We start from the raw sequence: 14,440 nt of genomic DNA, 5'->3' as shown, positions 1-14,440 counted from the left end.
CAAAGGGCACGCCGAAATGCTCCGACAGGTGTTCGATGTTTCCCCGATAGCGTCCGGGCAGGATGACGCGGTCGACGTCTCCTGTCAGAGTGAGCCGACGCTTCACGATGTCCTCGCTCATCAGCGCGGCGACCTTGACGCCGACGTCGACGATTTCCCACGCGAATTCGGTTCTGCCCAGCCCGGTCAGCAGCCGTTCCAGCCGCGCCTTGGCCAGATGGCCGGTAAGAAAAACCAGCCGCTCAGCCATCGCTTGCGAGTTCGGCCTGGCGCCGTGTGAGCGAGGCTTCGAGATCAGCGAGCGACTCGACCACCAGGGTCCGCTCGAAACTCTTCAACTGTTTGGTATTTTCCAGGTCGATCCTGCGCGGATAGACCTTGACCAGTCCGTGCGGTGCCTGGGTTTCGAGTTCCGGCGCGGTGTCGCAAGCAAAGACGATGGCTGGCACACGGCACTTTCCCGCTTGGGCAAAGACATTGGTGGCGAGCGTGTCGGAAATGCCATGCACGCATTTGGCGACCGTGTTGGAAGTGGCCGGCGCCACCACGACCGTGTGATAGACACCGTGGTAGAATTCGCCGACCGGGATCGCGCTCGCGGTCTTGTCGTGCAGCACGCGCGTCGTCTCCGGGAAATCAAGTTTAAGCTTGTACATGCGCAGGACTTCGTTGGCGGCCTTAGACACGAAGACATCGCAATGTTCGAGCTGGCGAACAAGTGCGAAGCTCTCCGTAAAAAAATGCCCGGAACCCGTCAAAACCCACGCCCAGCGCGGCACATGCAGCTTCACCATCGGCTATCCCGCCTTCTTTGCCGACGACCCTGTTGAAGCCACTATCCGGATGCCGGGCAGCTTGCCCGACGCGAGCATCGCGCCGGCCCCGGCAGCATCCTTCGGACCGGCGAGATGGAAATCGATGCCGTCGGGCAGCATGGCGGCAAAGCCTGGGTCGACAATGCCTCGGGCCCTCAGGCTGTCAGCGGTATCGCTGTCGAAGAATGCACCGGTCTGCTTGATAAGCAACAGTGCGTTTGCGCCAAGCTTGCCGGCAAGCCAGGCGGCCAGAGAATCGGAGGTAATGTCCCAGGAGGCCGGAACATCCAGCGCCGCCAGTGCCAGTGACGACGGCAGCCACACCGGAACCTTCCCCGCCTCCAACACTCGCCCGATCTCGTCCAGCGACCGTGCCGGCGCCAGCCTTTCGTCCCGGTCGAGGATGACATGGCCGAACTGCTCCATGGCCAGGATCGCCATGGCATGAGCGGCGGTGTCGGAAAAATCCATGCTGGTCTGCGTCTCGCGCACATGATCGGCAAAGAGCCCGCCGCCGGGCACGATGACGATCGGCAGCCTGGAACCCGCCAGCGCTGCGATCCAGCTCTTCATCTCCGCCGCATGGGCCGTGCTGCCGCCAAGCTTGACGATGGCCCGTCGAAGCACTTCGGGGCGCTCCTGGCGCGGCCGGAAAACAACGCTTCGGTCTTTTCGGCCAGCAATGCCGGAGGCAGCACCGCGTCCCGCCGATTGGCGCTTGCGTTCGATCTCAACGCCGACGCCGCCAGGGCCGAGCTCGAGCTTTTCCACCCTAACCGTGACGCGCACGACACGCTGGTTCTCCAGGACGTGCGCTGCCACCTGCTCGGCCAAAGCCTCGCTGAGCTGGATATGGCCCCGCGCGACGATGGTGCGAATGCCGTCCATGACGATGTCGTAGGAGAACACATGGCGCATGTCCTCGGGATGGTCGGTGATTTGCAGCACGTCGGCGATCACATCAAAGCGCACTTTTTGAGTATGGCCATGCTCGAAGCTGTAGGCACCGATCTGGACCGGCAGAACAAAATCCCGCACAAAAATCCTGTCCGTGCCCAGTGTCGGGTCGGTGTCCGGCGAATAGCCTCTCGCTGCCAACAGGCGATAGTCGATACTCGATTGATCGCCGGTCCCGGATTCCGCTGGAATCAACTCGCGAATCTGCGAGACCGCCTCGGCGCTGATCGAACTCGTGCGACCGGAATGGCCACACAGCGCCCCCCGAAAGCCGAGAAAATCGGGAGCGAAAGGCAATAGGCGCGGAATATCCGGAGCTTCCAGCGATCCACTCAGGCCGACCATCAGACCGAGCGATTTCGTTCGATCGACGAATCCCGGAATACGCTCCGGCGGCAGATGATCGAGCAGCCGGCCCTTCCCCTTTTGCGCGGTATCAACCATCACGCCGTGGAAGCGATGCCTGGCGAACATCGGCAGAAGCTCGAAGTCCGGCGCCAGATCGGCAAACAGTACGGCAATTAGCTTCGTTCGTGCGGCGAGCGGTTCAAGCACCTGTGCGCAGGCAGAGATATTTGCCGAAGGAAAAAATCCAATCTTCACATAGTCGACGCCGGTCGCCGCGATCTCTTCGGCCTTGATGCGGATCGTTTCGGGTTCCATCGGCAGGTCGCCGCAGACAGCGCTGACCGGAGCCCGACCCGCGATGAAAGAGATCGTTCGGAGCATGGTTTCCATGGACACCGCGCCCAGGGCTCCCGCCTTCGGGTCCTTCAGGTCGACGATATCGACACCTCCAGAAAGAGCGATCTCCGCCTCTTCGATGCCGGTGACGCTTGCCAGCATTCTGGTCATTTGAACAGTTTCTCCAGTTTGGAGGACAAGACGCTTTTATAGAGGCGGTCGATCCCCCTGCGCCACGTCTCGCCGGTGTTGCCATGCGAATCGACGCTGGCGACCTTCCGCACCGTTCTGGCAGGCGCGAAAAGTCGTCCTATAGGGTTTGATAAATTTTGCGGGTCGGCTAAGTTGATCATGGGCACCTTGACTTGGCGCGGGTCCGGCAACCGTCGAACCTCTGCGCAAGAATGGGTAATTACTATCGATGACGAGCGCGGTGCCAGGCACTCTCGCTGCCTTTTTGTGCTTTTTTTCCCTGACCGTCAACGTTTCCGACGCGACAGGCCAGGAAACGGTGGCGAAGCCGGAAAAAAAGATAACTGAAATCAAGATAGGCTATTTGCGGGCCTACGCACCGCAATTGACGCTTTCCATGCTCGACCTGCCGCCACGTGACGAGGGTGTCGCCGGCGCCGAGGTGGCGATCGGCGACAACAACACGACGGGAAAGTTCACCAACCAGAAATTCAGCCTCGACGTGACCGAGGTCAAGCCCGACGGCGACGCGGTTCAGGCATTCGAAGGCATGATCACCAAGGGCGACCGCTATGTGGTCGCCGATCTTTCAGCCAAACAATTGCTGTCGATCGCCGACATCGCCCGCGACAAAGGCGTGCTGATCTTCAACGTCGGCGCCACCGACGACAGCCTTCGCGAGGAGGACTGCCGCATCAACGTTTTCCATATCGCGCCGACGCGCAGCATGCTGGCCGACGCGCTGGCGCAGTATCTCATGGTGAAGAAGTGGCCGAATTGGGTGCTGCTCTATGGATCGCATGAGCAGGATCATCTCTACGCCGATGCGCTGCGCCGCGCGGCAACCCGCTTCGGCGGCCAGATCGTCGCCGAGAAGGAATTCAAGGATACCGGCACAGCCAGGCGCACCGACACCGGCGCCACGCAGATACAGCAGCAGATTTCAGTGTTTACGCAAGACCTGCCGGAGCATGACGTGGTGCTTGTCGCCGACGAAAGCGAGGTTTTCGGCACCTACGTGCCCTACCGCACCTGGACGCCGCGGCTGGTCGCCGGCACGGCCGGTCTGGTTGCATCGTCATGGCATCCCGCCAGCCAACAATGGGGCGGCATCCAGATGCAGAGCCGCTTCCTGAAGACGACGAGCCGGCGGATGCTCTCCAAAGACATGTCGGCCTGGACCGCGGTGCGTGCGGTCGGCGAGGCCACCACGCGCACCAAGGGCGACGATGCGAAAAGGATCAGCGACTATATACGCTCTGACGATTTTTCGGTTGCTGCTTTCAAGGGGCAGAAGCTGACCTTCCGCAAATGGAACCTCCAGCTTCGCCAGCCGATCTTGCTTGGCGATACCAAGTCGGTCGTCTCGACATCGCCACAGGAGGGCTATCTTCACCAGGTCTCCGAACTCGACACTCTCGGTGTCGATCAGCCGGAAACGAAATGCGCTCTCAAGTAGAGTCAATCGGGAGGAATTTGCGTGCAGAAACGAGCTTGCGCATTCGCTATTCTCGCGGCCGGCTTCACGGCCAGCCCGGCATCGGCCTATACGGCTTACGTGTCCAACGAGAAGGACAACACGATGACCGTCGTCGACACGGCGACGATGCAGGTGGTGAAGACCGTCGAAGTCGGCCAGAGACCTCGCGGCATCACCATCTCGCATGACGGCAAATTCGTCTATCTATGCGCCAGCGATGACGACACGATCCAAATCATCGACACCGCGACACTTGAAATCGTCGGTACGCTGCCATCCGGCCCCGATCCCGAATTGTTCGTCCTCTCGCCCGACGGCAAGACGCTTTATGTCGCCAATGAGGACGACAATCTCGTCACCGCCATCGACGTCGAAAGCAAGCAGGTCCTGGCCGAGATACCAGTCGGCGTGGAGCCGGAAGGCATGGGTGTCAGCCCCGACGGCAAGACCATGGTCAACACCTCGGAAACCACCAGCATGGCGCATTTCATCGACACCGGCACGCATGAGGTGACCGACAATGTGCTGGTCGACACGCGCCCGCGCTTCGCCGAATTCAAGCCCGACGGTTCGCAGGTCTGGGTCAGCGCCGAGGTCGGCGGCACCGTCAGCGTCATCGACAACGCCAAACGCGAAGTGGTGAAGAAGATCCAGTTCGCGATTCAGGGACTGCGGGCCGAAACCATCCAGCCGGTAGGCATCGCCATCAGCGCCGATGGCAAGAAAGCCTATGTCGCGCTCGGCCCGGCGAACCATGTCGCGGTGATCAATACCGACACTTATGAGGTGGAAAAATACATCCTCGTCGGCCAGCGCGTCTGGCATCTGGCCTTCACGCCCGACCAGAAAACGCTGATCACCACGAATGGCAATTCCAACGATATCACCTTCATCGACACGGCCACCGACGAGCCGGTCCAATCGCTCACTGTGGGCCAGCAGCCCTGGGGTGTGGTCATTTCGCCCAAATAGCAGACATTGATCATCGGGAGGCTCAAGACATGAAACTTTGCCGTAGGTTTTTCTTCGCCGCGCTCGCCGGATTTGTCCTTGCTCCGATCGTAGCAAACGCCGACGATGCGACGTCAAAACCGTCGCGTGCCAGCAAGAACCTGCCGGAATTGATTATCGGTTCGGCCGATTCCACCTATGCGGTCAATCAGAAGGACTTCGAGCTGATCGCCGGCCAGGGCTATCGCTGGAAGATCACGTCCAAGGGCGGTTTCGAGTACAAGTTCGTGACCGATCTCTTCCGCAATGTCTGGATGGACCAGATCGTCATCAACGATTTGGAAGTGCATATGGACGGCGGACCGGCCTGGCTGGAATTCGACGACGCGGGAACGATCCAGGTGCAGTTCCATACCGTTCGCCCGGGCGAATATACCTGGTCGGTTCCCGACCTTGCCGACAAGGGACTGAAGGGCAAGATTACGATCAAGTAAGACAAAAGGCGATCAGGGGCGCCAATAGGCCAACGCGTCCTGAAGGAGCGATCCGGCATGCAGCATATGAGGACAAGCGGACCGGGAGACGAGGTGGCGGCGCTCGATGTCCGAGCCGTCAGCCATTCCTATGGCCAGAAGCGGGCGCTCAACGACGTCTCCTTCTCGATCGCGCCGGCGACTTTCACCGTTCTGCTCGGCCTCAACGGGGCCGGCAAGACGACGCTGTTCTCACTGATAAGCCACCTCTACGACACGCGTCACGGATCGATCCGCATCTTCAGCCATGACATTCGCCGCGCGTCCGGCGAAGCACTCAGGCGGGTCGGCATCGTGTTCCAGGCACGCACGCTCGATCTCGACCTCAGCGTCTACCAGAATCTCTCCTACCATGCCTCGTTGCATGGCATTGGCGGACGCGAAGCTCGCCAGCGCATTGCCGCGCTGCTGGAAACGGTCGACATGCAGGGCCGCCAGCATGACAAGGCACGCAGCCTCTCCGGCGGTCAGATGCGGCGCATCGAAATCGCCAGGGCGCTGCTGCACCGACCTTCCCTGCTCCTGCTTGACGAGGCGACCGTCGGCCTGGATATCGAATCTCGCGCGGGCATCCTCGCCACCATCCGCAAGCTCGTCCAAGCAGAGGGCATCGGCGTGCTCTGGGCCACGCATCTGATCGACGAAGTCGAAGACGCCGACCATGTCGTCATACTGCGGCGGGGTGACCTGGTCGCCAGCGGCAAGGTGTCGGATGTGATCCGTGCGAACGGCGGAAGTTCGATTCGCGAAACCTTTTCGAAGCTCAGCCGCGTCGATGCGGCGGGCATGACGGAGACGTCGCCATGAGCGCTCCTGCGATGCCCGGAAAAGTCGCCGGCATCATGCCGGTGCGGTCCGAGCCATTCGGCCTGCGCCACTATCTCATTTGCCTGAAAGGCGTCGTCCTGCGCGAGTGCCTGCGCTTCCTGCACCAGCGCGAACGCTTCATTTCCTCGCTGGTCCGGCCGCTGGTCTGGCTGTTCATCTTCGCGGCCGGCTTTCGCCAGGTGCTTGGCGTGTCGATCATCCCGCCCTACAAGACCTATGTGCTCTACGAGGTCTATATCACGCCGGGCCTTTGCGGCATGATCCTGCTGTTTTCCGGCATGCAGTCTTCGCTGTCGATGGTCTACGACCGCGAGATGGGCAACATGCGCATCCTGCTGGTCAGCCCGTTTCCGCGCTGGTTCCTGCTGGTGTCGAAGATGCTGGCCGGTGTGGCCGTATCGATCGTGCAGGTCTACGCGTTCCTGATCGTTGCCTGGTTGTGGGGCGTCAAAGCGCCGCCACTCGGCTATCTCTATGTTCTGCCGGCACTGTTCCTGTCGGGCATGATGCTTTGCGCGCTCGGCATGCTCTTGTCTTCGCTGATCAAGCAGCTTGAAAACTTCGCCGGCATCATGAACTTCGTCATCTTTCCCGGCTATTTCGCGTCTCCGGCGCTGTATCCCTTGTGGCGCATCCAGGAGGCGAGCCCCCTGCTCTACAAGATCTGCCTCTGCAACCCGTTCACCTATGCCGTCGAACTGATCCGTTTTGCCTTCTACGGGCAGATCGAATGGCTGTCGCTGGGCGTCGTCGCCGGCTGCACGCTGCTGTTCCTGGGCGGCGCCATCATCGCATACGACCCTTCGCGCGGTTTGGTGATCCGCAAACAGGACATGGGAGGAAACGCCTGATGGCGCGAATGAGACTTGTTCACACTCTGGTTCTGGTCACCACGCTTGCGTCGATGGAGGGCGCCGCCGCGGCAAACACCGATCCCGACTGGCCCTGCATGCAGCGTAAGGTGCCACAGCTCTCGCTTGGCCAGATCTGGAATGGGCCGGAGCTTCCGGCGACCGCGAAGGATTGGGCGAAGGATCCAGGCGTGTCGGCGCTTGTCGATGCTGTGGCGGCCCGGCGGACGCCGATTGCACAAGCCCAGAAGGAGATCAAGGATTTCGCGACTTCCCTACCGCCCGAGCAGGTCGCAACCAAAATGACGATGCTGGTGCAGGGAATGTTCGATCACATGGACGCCGAGCGTTCGCACGTGATCTCCGGCATCTCCCGCTATGCCCACAAACAGCTGGAAATGGCGGCACAGTTGCGCAAGGAAGCATCCGAAGTGGATGCGCTGCGCGCCAAGGCCGATGCGGATCCGGACGAAGTAGAACGGCGAACCGACCAACTGAATTTCGCGACGCGAATTTTCAACGAACGCGTCCAGTCGCTGACTTATGTCTGCGATGTGCCGACGATAATCGAGCAGCGGCTTTACCAGTTGTCGAAGACTGTCTCGGAAACGCTCGCGGTGAAGAAATAGACCTTGGCCGCCTGTCTCACGACTCTCTGCCAGGCAGCACACGCCAGCGCTGCACGAAATAACCGGGATGCGTCTCGATCCACCTTGCCACCAGCGGCTGCGCCTGCATGAAGGCAGTCCCGGGATTCATCGCCAGACCGTCTACCATTTCCTCGCGTTGTTCGCAGGTCCGCGGTCCATCCGTCAGGCAGACCATCATAACGAGTGTGTAAAGCATTACCCCTTTTCCCCATCGAATTCCCGAACCCATACCTGGGAGAGTTCCGAACAGTCTGCAGGGGTTACACATACAGATCGCTTACGGTGTGAAAGGACGTGGCCCCCGCTCTTTCGCACTGCAACATAACATATCGCTTATATAATACCAACGATCGCGGACTTTCATCCGTTGCGCTCGTGCAGTGTCATCCAGCCTTGTCTGGATACAGCTTTCCGAAAAGGGGCAGGTACATTGCGCCCTTGCGCATCAGGAAATCGTTGAATGTGGCCATCGCCGGCGAGATTGCGTGATCGGTTCGCATCACCGAGAACCATTGTCGGCGGATCGGCATGCCGACAACGTCGAGGATGACAAGCCGGCCTGCCTCGGTTTCCGCAGCGATGGTGTGAGCAGAGATGAAGGCGATGCCCAGACCAGCCATCACCGCCTGCTTGATCGTTTCGTTCGAGGCCATCTCGACACCGAGGTCGTCGATGCGCCCAGGCACGTCGCTCAGGAATATTTCCAACGAGATACGGGTTCCGGAGCCGGGCTCGCGAATAAGGAAATGCTCCTCGGCAATTCGCTCCTTGGAGATATCGCGCGCCGCCACCAAGGGATGGTCGGGCGGCGCGATGATGACCAGCGGATGATCACCGAAGACCGAAGCACGCACCGGAACCTCTTTCGCCGGACGCCCCATCAGCGCGATATCGATGTCGTGGTTCCTGAGGTTGTCGATCGTCTGGGCACGATTGCCGATGGCAAGCCGCATGTCGATGTCGGGATGGTCCTTCATGAACGCAGCCATCAGCCGCGGCGCGAAATATTTGGCTGTGGAAACGACGCCGAGCCTCAAGCTGCCGGTGCGTACGCCCTTGATGGCATCCATCTTGTCTTCGAGCAAACCGAGATGCTCCTCGATAACCTGCGCTGTCTCGACGAAAGCCAGACCTGCGGCAGTGGGACGCATGCCGTCCGACGTTCGGTCGAACAGAGCCAGCTGGAATTCTTCCTCCACTTGTCGCAGTTGGATTGTCAGCGCTGGAGGAGACAGGCCTAACATCTTGGCTGCGCTGACAATTTTGCCGCACTTGATGATTGCCTGGACGGTCTTGAAATGCTTGAGCGTGAGGTTTCTCATGTCGCATACTAAGTTATTTTTACTGACCAGGTAAAGTTATTGAATTTTACTTATCGTGTGACGTTTGTTTCCATTCCTCCAGTCCAGCCGCTCCGAGGAGATGCGGCCGGAGGGGAGGTTACGATGCCAGCGGCAACGCTCGACGCTTTTCTGAACTCCTATCTCGGCCAGCCAGACGAATTCCGCTCGGCCGTTGTGACGACCGTTCGTCAGTTGACACAGGCCGCCATCAAGGTCCGCAACACCATCAACCAAGGGGTGCTCGGCGCCGCCTTTGCCGAGACCCGTGGCGCCAATGCCGACGGCGACGTCCAGAAGGATCTCGACGTCTTCTCCGACGACATCTTCCTCGACGCCATGCGCCGTGCGCCGGTGGCACTTTACGCCTCCGAGGAGCTGGAGCAGCCAGTCCTGCTCGACAGGCAAGCGCCACTCGCCATTGCGATCGACCCGCTCGACGGCTCTTCCAACATCGACACCAACGTGTCGATCGGAACGATCTTCTCGCTCCTGACCGCAACTGGCGCGCCGGACGCTGATCCGGCCGCCTCTTTCTTGCAGGCGGGCGTGAACCAGCTAGGCGCCGGTTTCTTCATCTATGGGCCGCAGCTGGCACTCGTCCTGTCGCTCGGCAGCGGCACGCATGTCTTCGTCTTCTCGACAAGGCTCGGCACCTTCGTCCAGGCCTATGAAAGCCGGATCATTCCGCAACGCACTCAGGAGTTCGCCATCAACGCCGCCAACTACCGGCACTGGGACGAGGCTGTGCGGCTCTATGTCGACGACTGCCTGGAGGGCACCGAGGGACCGCGCGAGAAGGATTTCAACATGCGCTGGATCGCCTCTCTGGTCGCCGACTGTTACCGCATATTGATGCGCGGCGGCGTTTTTCTCTACCCCGGCGATCGGCGCAAGGGCTATGGTCAGGGACGGCTGCGCCTCGTCTACGAGGCCAACCCGATCGCCTATCTCATAGAGCAGGCCGGTGGTGCCGCCACCGACGCGATCACCCGCATCCTGGAAATCGAGCCCGAGAGCCTGCATCAGCGCGTGCCGATGATCTTCGGGTCGGCGCGGGAAGTGGCGCGCATCACGCGCTACCACACAGAGCCGAGCAACATCGGTGAGCGTGCGCCGCTGTTCAGCCGCCGCGGCCTGTTCAGAGCCTGAGCTGCACCATGTCAGCCAAGCACCCCATCATCACCATCACCGGGTCGTCGGGCGCCGGCACGACCTCGGTCAAGCGCATCTTCGAGCTGATTTTCCGGCGCGAGAACATCGAGGCCGCTTTCATCGAAGGCGACGCATTTCACCGCTACGACCGCGCGGCGATGAAGGCAAAGGTGGCCGAGGAGGAAAAGGCCGGCAACCCGAACTTCACCCATTTCAATGCCGCGGCCAACGAACTCGGAATTCTCGAAGAGGTGTTCGCGGAATATGGCCGCCGCGGAACCGGCAAGACCCGCACCTACATTCATGATGAGGAAGAGGAAAAGCAGCACGGCACGCCACCGGGAACCTTTACCGAATGGCGCGAATTCGCTCCCAGCGACCTGCTCTTCTACGAGGGGCTGCACGGCTGTGTCGTCACCGACACGATCAATCTGGCCAAGCATGCGGATCTCAAGATCGGCGTCGTGCCGGTCATCAATCTCGAATGGATCCAGAAGATCCATCGCGACCGTTCGACACGCGGCTATTCCACCGAGGCGGTGATGGACGTGATCCTGCGCCGGATGCCCGACTATGTCCGCTACATTGTCCCGCAATTCTCGCAGACCGCCATCAACTTCCAGCGCGTGCCGATCGTCGATACGTCCAACCCGTTCATCGCGCGCTGGATTCCGACACCCGACGAATCGATGCTGGTTATCCGCTTCGCCAATCCGCGCGGCATCGATTTTCCGTATCTGCTGTCGATGATCCACGACTCGTTCATGTCGCGGCCAAATTCCATCGTGGTGCCAGGCAACAAGCTCGATCTTGCCATGCAGCTGATCCTGACGCCGCTCATCCTGCAATTGGTTGAACGCAAGAGCCGTGTGTCGTGAGGAGGATGCAATGACCAGCCAAACAGCACTGAAGCCCGTCACCACAACCGCTCCCGTCTCGGAGCGCGAGATGGCGAACGCCATTCGCGCGCTGGCGATGGACAGCGTCCAAAAGGCGAATTCGGGTCACCCTGGCATGCCGATGGGCATGGCCGATGTCGCAACGGTGCTGTTCAACCGCTTCATTAATATCGATCCGTCGAGACCGGACTGGCCCGACCGTGACCGTTTCGTGCTTTCAGCCGGCCACGGCTCGATGCTGCAATACGCGCTGCATCATCTGCTCGGCTACGAAGACATGCAGGTCGAGGAATTGCAGCGATTTCGGCAGCTGGGCAGCCGCACCGCCGGACATCCGGAATACGGCCATGCGCTTGGCGTGGAGACCACCACCGGACCGCTTGGACAGGGCATTTCCACGGCGGTCGGCATGGCGCTGGCGGAACGCATGCTTGCCGCCCGCTACGGTGCCGATCTGGTCGATCATCATACCTATGTGATTGCGGGCGACGGCTGCCTTCAGGAGGGAATCAGTCACGAGGCGATAGACCTCGCTGGTCACCTGAAGCTTTCCCGCCTGATTGTCTTCTGGGACGACAATGCGATTTCCATTGACGGGCCGACCTCCCTCTCCACGTCGATGGACCAGCCGGCGCGCTTCAAGGCCGCCGGCTGGGATGTCCAAAGTGTCGCCGGGCACGACATGGCAGCAGTCGCCGCGGCAATCGAGGCGGCGCGGCGGTCGGATCGGCCATCGCTGATTGCCTGCCGCACAGTGATCGGCATGGGTGCCCCCAATCTCGGCGGTTCGGAAAAGACGCACGGCGCACCGCTGGGTGAAGCAGAGATCGCCGCGACACGCGAAAACATCGGCTGGGCCCACGCGCCGTTCGAAGTGCCGGATGATATCCTTTTCGCCTGGCGCGAGATTGCCGGTCGCGGCGAAGCGATGCGGCGCGCCTGGGAGCAGCGGCTTGCCGCCTCGCCGCGACGCGAGGCTTTTGAAAACGCCGTCGCCGCCGAACTGGCCGACACGGTCTTCGACGCGCTCGAAGCCTTTCGTCGCGAACATGTCGAGAAGGCAACCAAGGTGGCGACGCGAAAAGCCTCCGAAATGGTGCTGGAGGCCATCAACGGCGCAACGGAATTGACCGTCGGCGGCTCGGCCGATCTGACGCACTCGAATCTGACGATCACCAAGGGCATGAACCGCATTGCGCCGAGTGACTATGCCGGCCGCTACATTCACTACGGCATTCGTGAACACGGCATGGCGGCCGCCATGAACGGCATCGCGCTGCATGGAGGGTTCGTGCCTTATGGCGGTACGTTCCTGTGCTTCGCCGATTATGCGCGCGGCGCGATGCGGCTCTCGGCGCTCATGGGCCAGCGCGTCATCTATGTGATGACACACGATTCCATCGGCCTCGGCGAGGACGGTCCGACGCACCAGCCGGTCGAGCACCTGGCGATGCTGCGTGCCACGCCCAATCTCAACGTCTTCCGTCCGGCGGATGTCATCGAAACGGCGGAGTGCTGGGAACTCGCGCTGAAGAGCAAGGATCGGCCGAGCGTCCTGGTGCTGTCGCGCCAGAACCTGCCGATGCTGCGTCGGTCGCACAGTGACGAGAACCGCTCCCGCCAAGGTGCCTACGTCCTGCGCGAACCAGCCGAGCACCGTGCCGTCACCCTGATCGCCACCGGCTCGGAGGTCGAGATCGCGGTTGCTGCCGCCGAAAGGCTGGAGACCGAGCATGGTGTCGCCGCCGCCGTCGTGTCGATGCCGTGCTGGGAGCTTTTCGAGGAGCAGGAAAGCGCCACCCGCAAGGCCGTCCTCGGCTCGGCGCCGCGCGTCGCGGTCGAAGCGGCAGCCCGGCTGGGCTGGGACCGCTGGATCGGCGAGACCGGCGCTTTCGTCGGCATGACCGGCTTCGGCGCCAGCGCCCCTGCCCCCGACCTCTACCGGCATTTCAACATAACGTCCGAAGCGGTTGCTGCAGCGGCGCTGAAGCTCATCATCTAGGAGGATTCACAATGGCTCGCATCACCCTTCGCCAGCTTCTCGACCATGCCGCCGAGCACGGCTACGGCGTACCGGCATTCAACATCAACAACATGGAACAGGGCCTCGCCATCATGGAAGCGGCCAAGGCCTGCGACGCGCCTGTCATCATCCAGGCTTCGCGTGGCGCCCGATCCTATGCCAACGACATCATGCTGGCCAAGATGATGGAGGCGCTGACCGAAATCCACCCAACCATCCCGCTATGCATCCATCAAGACCACGGCAACAGCGAGGCCACCTGCCTTTCCGCGATCCGCCACGGCTTCACCTCGGTGATGATGGACGGATCCTTGATGGCGGACGCCAAGACGCCGGCAAGCTACGACTACAACGTCGCCATAACCGAACGCGTCGCACGTATGGCGCATTGGGTCGGCGCTTCCGTCGAAGGCGAACTGGGCGTGCTCGGCTCGCTGGAAACCGGCCAAGGCGAGGCCGAGGATGGCCACGGCGCCGAGGGCGCGCTCTCCCACGACCAACTCTTGACCGATCCCGATCAGGCGGTCGACTTCGTGACCGCAACCCAGGTCGACGCGCTGGCGATTGCCTGCGGCACCTCGCACGGTGCCTACAAATTCACCCGCAAGCCGGACGGCGACATCCTGGCCATGCAGGTGATCGAGGCGATCCACGAGAAGCTGCCCAACACGCATCTGGTCATGCACGGCTCTTCCTCTGTGTCGCAGGAGTTGCAGGACATCATCAACAGATACGGCGGCGAGATGCCCCAGACTTTTGGCGTCCCGGTCGAGGAGATCGAGCGCGGCATCCGCTACGGCGTGCGCAAGGTCAATATCGACACCGATTGCCGCATGGCCATGGCCGGGCAGTTCCGCCGCGTCGCGACGGAAGACCCGCGCGAGTTCGATCCCCGCAAATTCCTGAAGCCCGCCATGGATGCCTTGCGCGACCTTTGCCGGGACCGCTTCGAGCGTTTCGGTACGGCGTCCAACGCCTCGAAGATCAAGGTCATCGCCATGGACGAGATGGCGAAACGTTACGCCGCGGGAAAACTCGACCCCCAAATCGCAACCGCGAAAGCCGCCTGAGCAACAAACAGG

15 protein-coding genes are annotated in these 14,440 nt (G+C 61.3%); 10 read left to right on the top strand and 5 right to left on the bottom strand.

The features are described 5' to 3' along the window. The 3 genes from EN955_RS14375 to EN955_RS35370 form a co-directional block, all read right to left on the bottom strand. Positions 1-250 (bottom strand): DUF6513 domain-containing protein (locus EN955_RS14375; protein WP_245492838.1); only part of this gene is annotated, 250 nt, incomplete at its 3' end. Then, positions 243-794 (bottom strand): flavoprotein, encoded by a 552-nt coding sequence (locus EN955_RS14370; RefSeq protein WP_013532041.1) that lies wholly within the window; start codon positions 792-794, stop codon positions 243-245. The genes EN955_RS14375 and EN955_RS14370, both read right to left, overlap by 8 nt. A 3-nt stretch (positions 795-797) precedes the next feature. Continuing rightward, a complete protein-coding gene (locus tag EN955_RS35370; protein WP_024504384.1) occupies positions 798-2,627 on the bottom strand; it encodes a (5-formylfuran-3-yl)methyl phosphate synthase in 1,830 nt (609 codons plus the stop codon). Positions 2,628-2,877: 250 nt separating this feature from the next. Here EN955_RS35370 and EN955_RS14355 point away from each other — a divergent pair, with 250 nt between their 5' ends. The 6 genes from EN955_RS14355 to EN955_RS14330 are packed head-to-tail and all read left to right on the top strand — an operon-like array spanning position 2,878 to position 7,920. Then, on the top strand, positions 2,878-4,107 hold the full coding sequence (locus tag EN955_RS14355) for an ABC transporter substrate-binding protein (protein WP_024504383.1): 1,230 nt from the start codon (positions 2,878-2,880) through the stop codon (positions 4,105-4,107). A gap of 21 nt (positions 4,108-4,128) precedes the next feature. Further along, on the top strand, positions 4,129-5,100 hold the full coding sequence (locus tag EN955_RS14350; protein ID WP_013532045.1) for a YVTN family beta-propeller repeat protein: 972 nt from the start codon (positions 4,129-4,131) through the stop codon (positions 5,098-5,100). Positions 5,101-5,129: 29 nt separating this feature from the next. Beyond that, the gene (locus EN955_RS14345; RefSeq protein WP_013532046.1) at positions 5,130-5,573 is read left to right on the top strand and encodes a hypothetical protein; all 444 of its coding nucleotides are present in this window, start codon (positions 5,130-5,132) and stop codon (positions 5,571-5,573) included. A 57-nt stretch (positions 5,574-5,630) separates the two neighbouring features. After that, entirely contained in the window at positions 5,631-6,419 is a 789-nt protein-coding gene (locus tag EN955_RS14340; protein WP_024504382.1) for an ATP-binding cassette domain-containing protein, read from the top strand. Between the two features lie 35 nt (positions 6,420-6,454). Continuing rightward, on the top strand, positions 6,455-7,291 hold the full coding sequence (locus EN955_RS14335; RefSeq protein WP_050580490.1) for an ABC transporter permease: 837 nt from the start codon (positions 6,455-6,457) through the stop codon (positions 7,289-7,291). Between the two features lie 53 nt (positions 7,292-7,344). Beyond that, a complete protein-coding gene (locus tag EN955_RS14330) occupies positions 7,345-7,920 on the top strand; it encodes a hypothetical protein (RefSeq protein WP_245265362.1) in 576 nt (191 codons plus the stop codon). A gap of 16 nt (positions 7,921-7,936) precedes the next feature. On the opposite strand, the gene EN955_RS14325 is transcribed toward EN955_RS14330, so the two are convergent. Then, a complete protein-coding gene (locus EN955_RS14325; protein ID WP_013532050.1) occupies positions 7,937-8,137 on the bottom strand; it encodes a hypothetical protein in 201 nt (66 codons plus the stop codon). A gap of 187 nt (positions 8,138-8,324) precedes the next feature. Next, positions 8,325-9,263 carry a LysR family transcriptional regulator gene (locus EN955_RS14320; protein WP_013532051.1) on the bottom strand — a complete coding sequence of 313 codons (939 nt, stop codon included), beginning with the start codon at positions 9,261-9,263 and terminating at the stop codon, positions 8,325-8,327. 123 nt (positions 9,264-9,386) lie between these two features. Here EN955_RS14320 and EN955_RS14315 point away from each other — a divergent pair, with 123 nt between their 5' ends. From EN955_RS14315 to fba, 4 genes are read left to right on the top strand one after another with little or no spacing between them, the layout of a single operon-like run. After that, positions 9,387-10,433 carry a class 1 fructose-bisphosphatase gene (locus tag EN955_RS14315; RefSeq protein ID WP_013532052.1) on the top strand — a complete coding sequence of 349 codons (1,047 nt, stop codon included), beginning with the start codon at positions 9,387-9,389 and terminating at the stop codon, positions 10,431-10,433. A gap of 8 nt (positions 10,434-10,441) precedes the next feature. Continuing rightward, entirely contained in the window at positions 10,442-11,314 is an 873-nt protein-coding gene (locus EN955_RS14310; RefSeq protein ID WP_013532053.1) for a phosphoribulokinase, read from the top strand. Between the two features lie 10 nt (positions 11,315-11,324). Then, positions 11,325-13,337, top strand: coding sequence for a transketolase (tkt, locus tag EN955_RS14305; RefSeq protein WP_024504379.1), 2,013 nt, complete (start codon positions 11,325-11,327; stop codon positions 13,335-13,337). Between the two features lie 11 nt (positions 13,338-13,348). Continuing rightward, on the top strand, positions 13,349-14,428 hold the full coding sequence (fba, locus tag EN955_RS14300) for a class II fructose-bisphosphate aldolase (protein ID WP_024504378.1): 1,080 nt from the start codon (positions 13,349-13,351) through the stop codon (positions 14,426-14,428). The last annotated feature ends 12 nt before the right edge of the window (positions 14,429-14,440 follow it).

The sequence above is a fragment of the Mesorhizobium sp. M7A.F.Ca.CA.001.04.2.1 genome, from assembly GCF_003998485.1.
GTDB lineage: Bacteria > Pseudomonadota > Alphaproteobacteria > Rhizobiales > Rhizobiaceae > Mesorhizobium > Mesorhizobium ciceri.
This window is presented reverse-complemented; position numbering and strand designations above follow the sequence as displayed.

Coding starts and splice junctions, on each gene's coding strand:
- EN955_RS14370 (WP_013532041.1), bottom strand. CDS start 794: ATGGTGAAGCTGCATGTGCCGCGCTGGGCGTGGGTTTTGACGGGTTCC.
- EN955_RS35370 (WP_024504384.1), bottom strand. CDS start 2,627: ATGACCAGAATGCTGGCAAGCGTCACCGGCATCGAAGAGGCGGAGATC.
- EN955_RS14355 (WP_024504383.1), top strand. CDS start 2,878: ATGACGAGCGCGGTGCCAGGCACTCTCGCTGCCTTTTTGTGCTTTTTT.
- EN955_RS14345 (WP_013532046.1), top strand. CDS start 5,130: ATGAAACTTTGCCGTAGGTTTTTCTTCGCCGCGCTCGCCGGATTTGTC.
- EN955_RS14340 (WP_024504382.1), top strand. CDS start 5,631: ATGCAGCATATGAGGACAAGCGGACCGGGAGACGAGGTGGCGGCGCTC.
- EN955_RS14335 (WP_050580490.1), top strand. CDS start 6,455: ATGCCGGTGCGGTCCGAGCCATTCGGCCTGCGCCACTATCTCATTTGC.
- EN955_RS14330 (WP_245265362.1), top strand. CDS start 7,345: ATGGAGGGCGCCGCCGCGGCAAACACCGATCCCGACTGGCCCTGCATG.
- EN955_RS14325 (WP_013532050.1), bottom strand. CDS start 8,137: ATGCTTTACACACTCGTTATGATGGTCTGCCTGACGGATGGACCGCGG.
- EN955_RS14320 (WP_013532051.1), bottom strand. CDS start 9,263: ATGAGAAACCTCACGCTCAAGCATTTCAAGACCGTCCAGGCAATCATC.
- EN955_RS14315 (WP_013532052.1), top strand. CDS start 9,387: ATGCCAGCGGCAACGCTCGACGCTTTTCTGAACTCCTATCTCGGCCAG.
- EN955_RS14310 (WP_013532053.1), top strand. CDS start 10,442: ATGTCAGCCAAGCACCCCATCATCACCATCACCGGGTCGTCGGGCGCC.
- tkt (WP_024504379.1), top strand. CDS start 11,325: ATGACCAGCCAAACAGCACTGAAGCCCGTCACCACAACCGCTCCCGTC.
- fba (WP_024504378.1), top strand. CDS start 13,349: ATGGCTCGCATCACCCTTCGCCAGCTTCTCGACCATGCCGCCGAGCAC.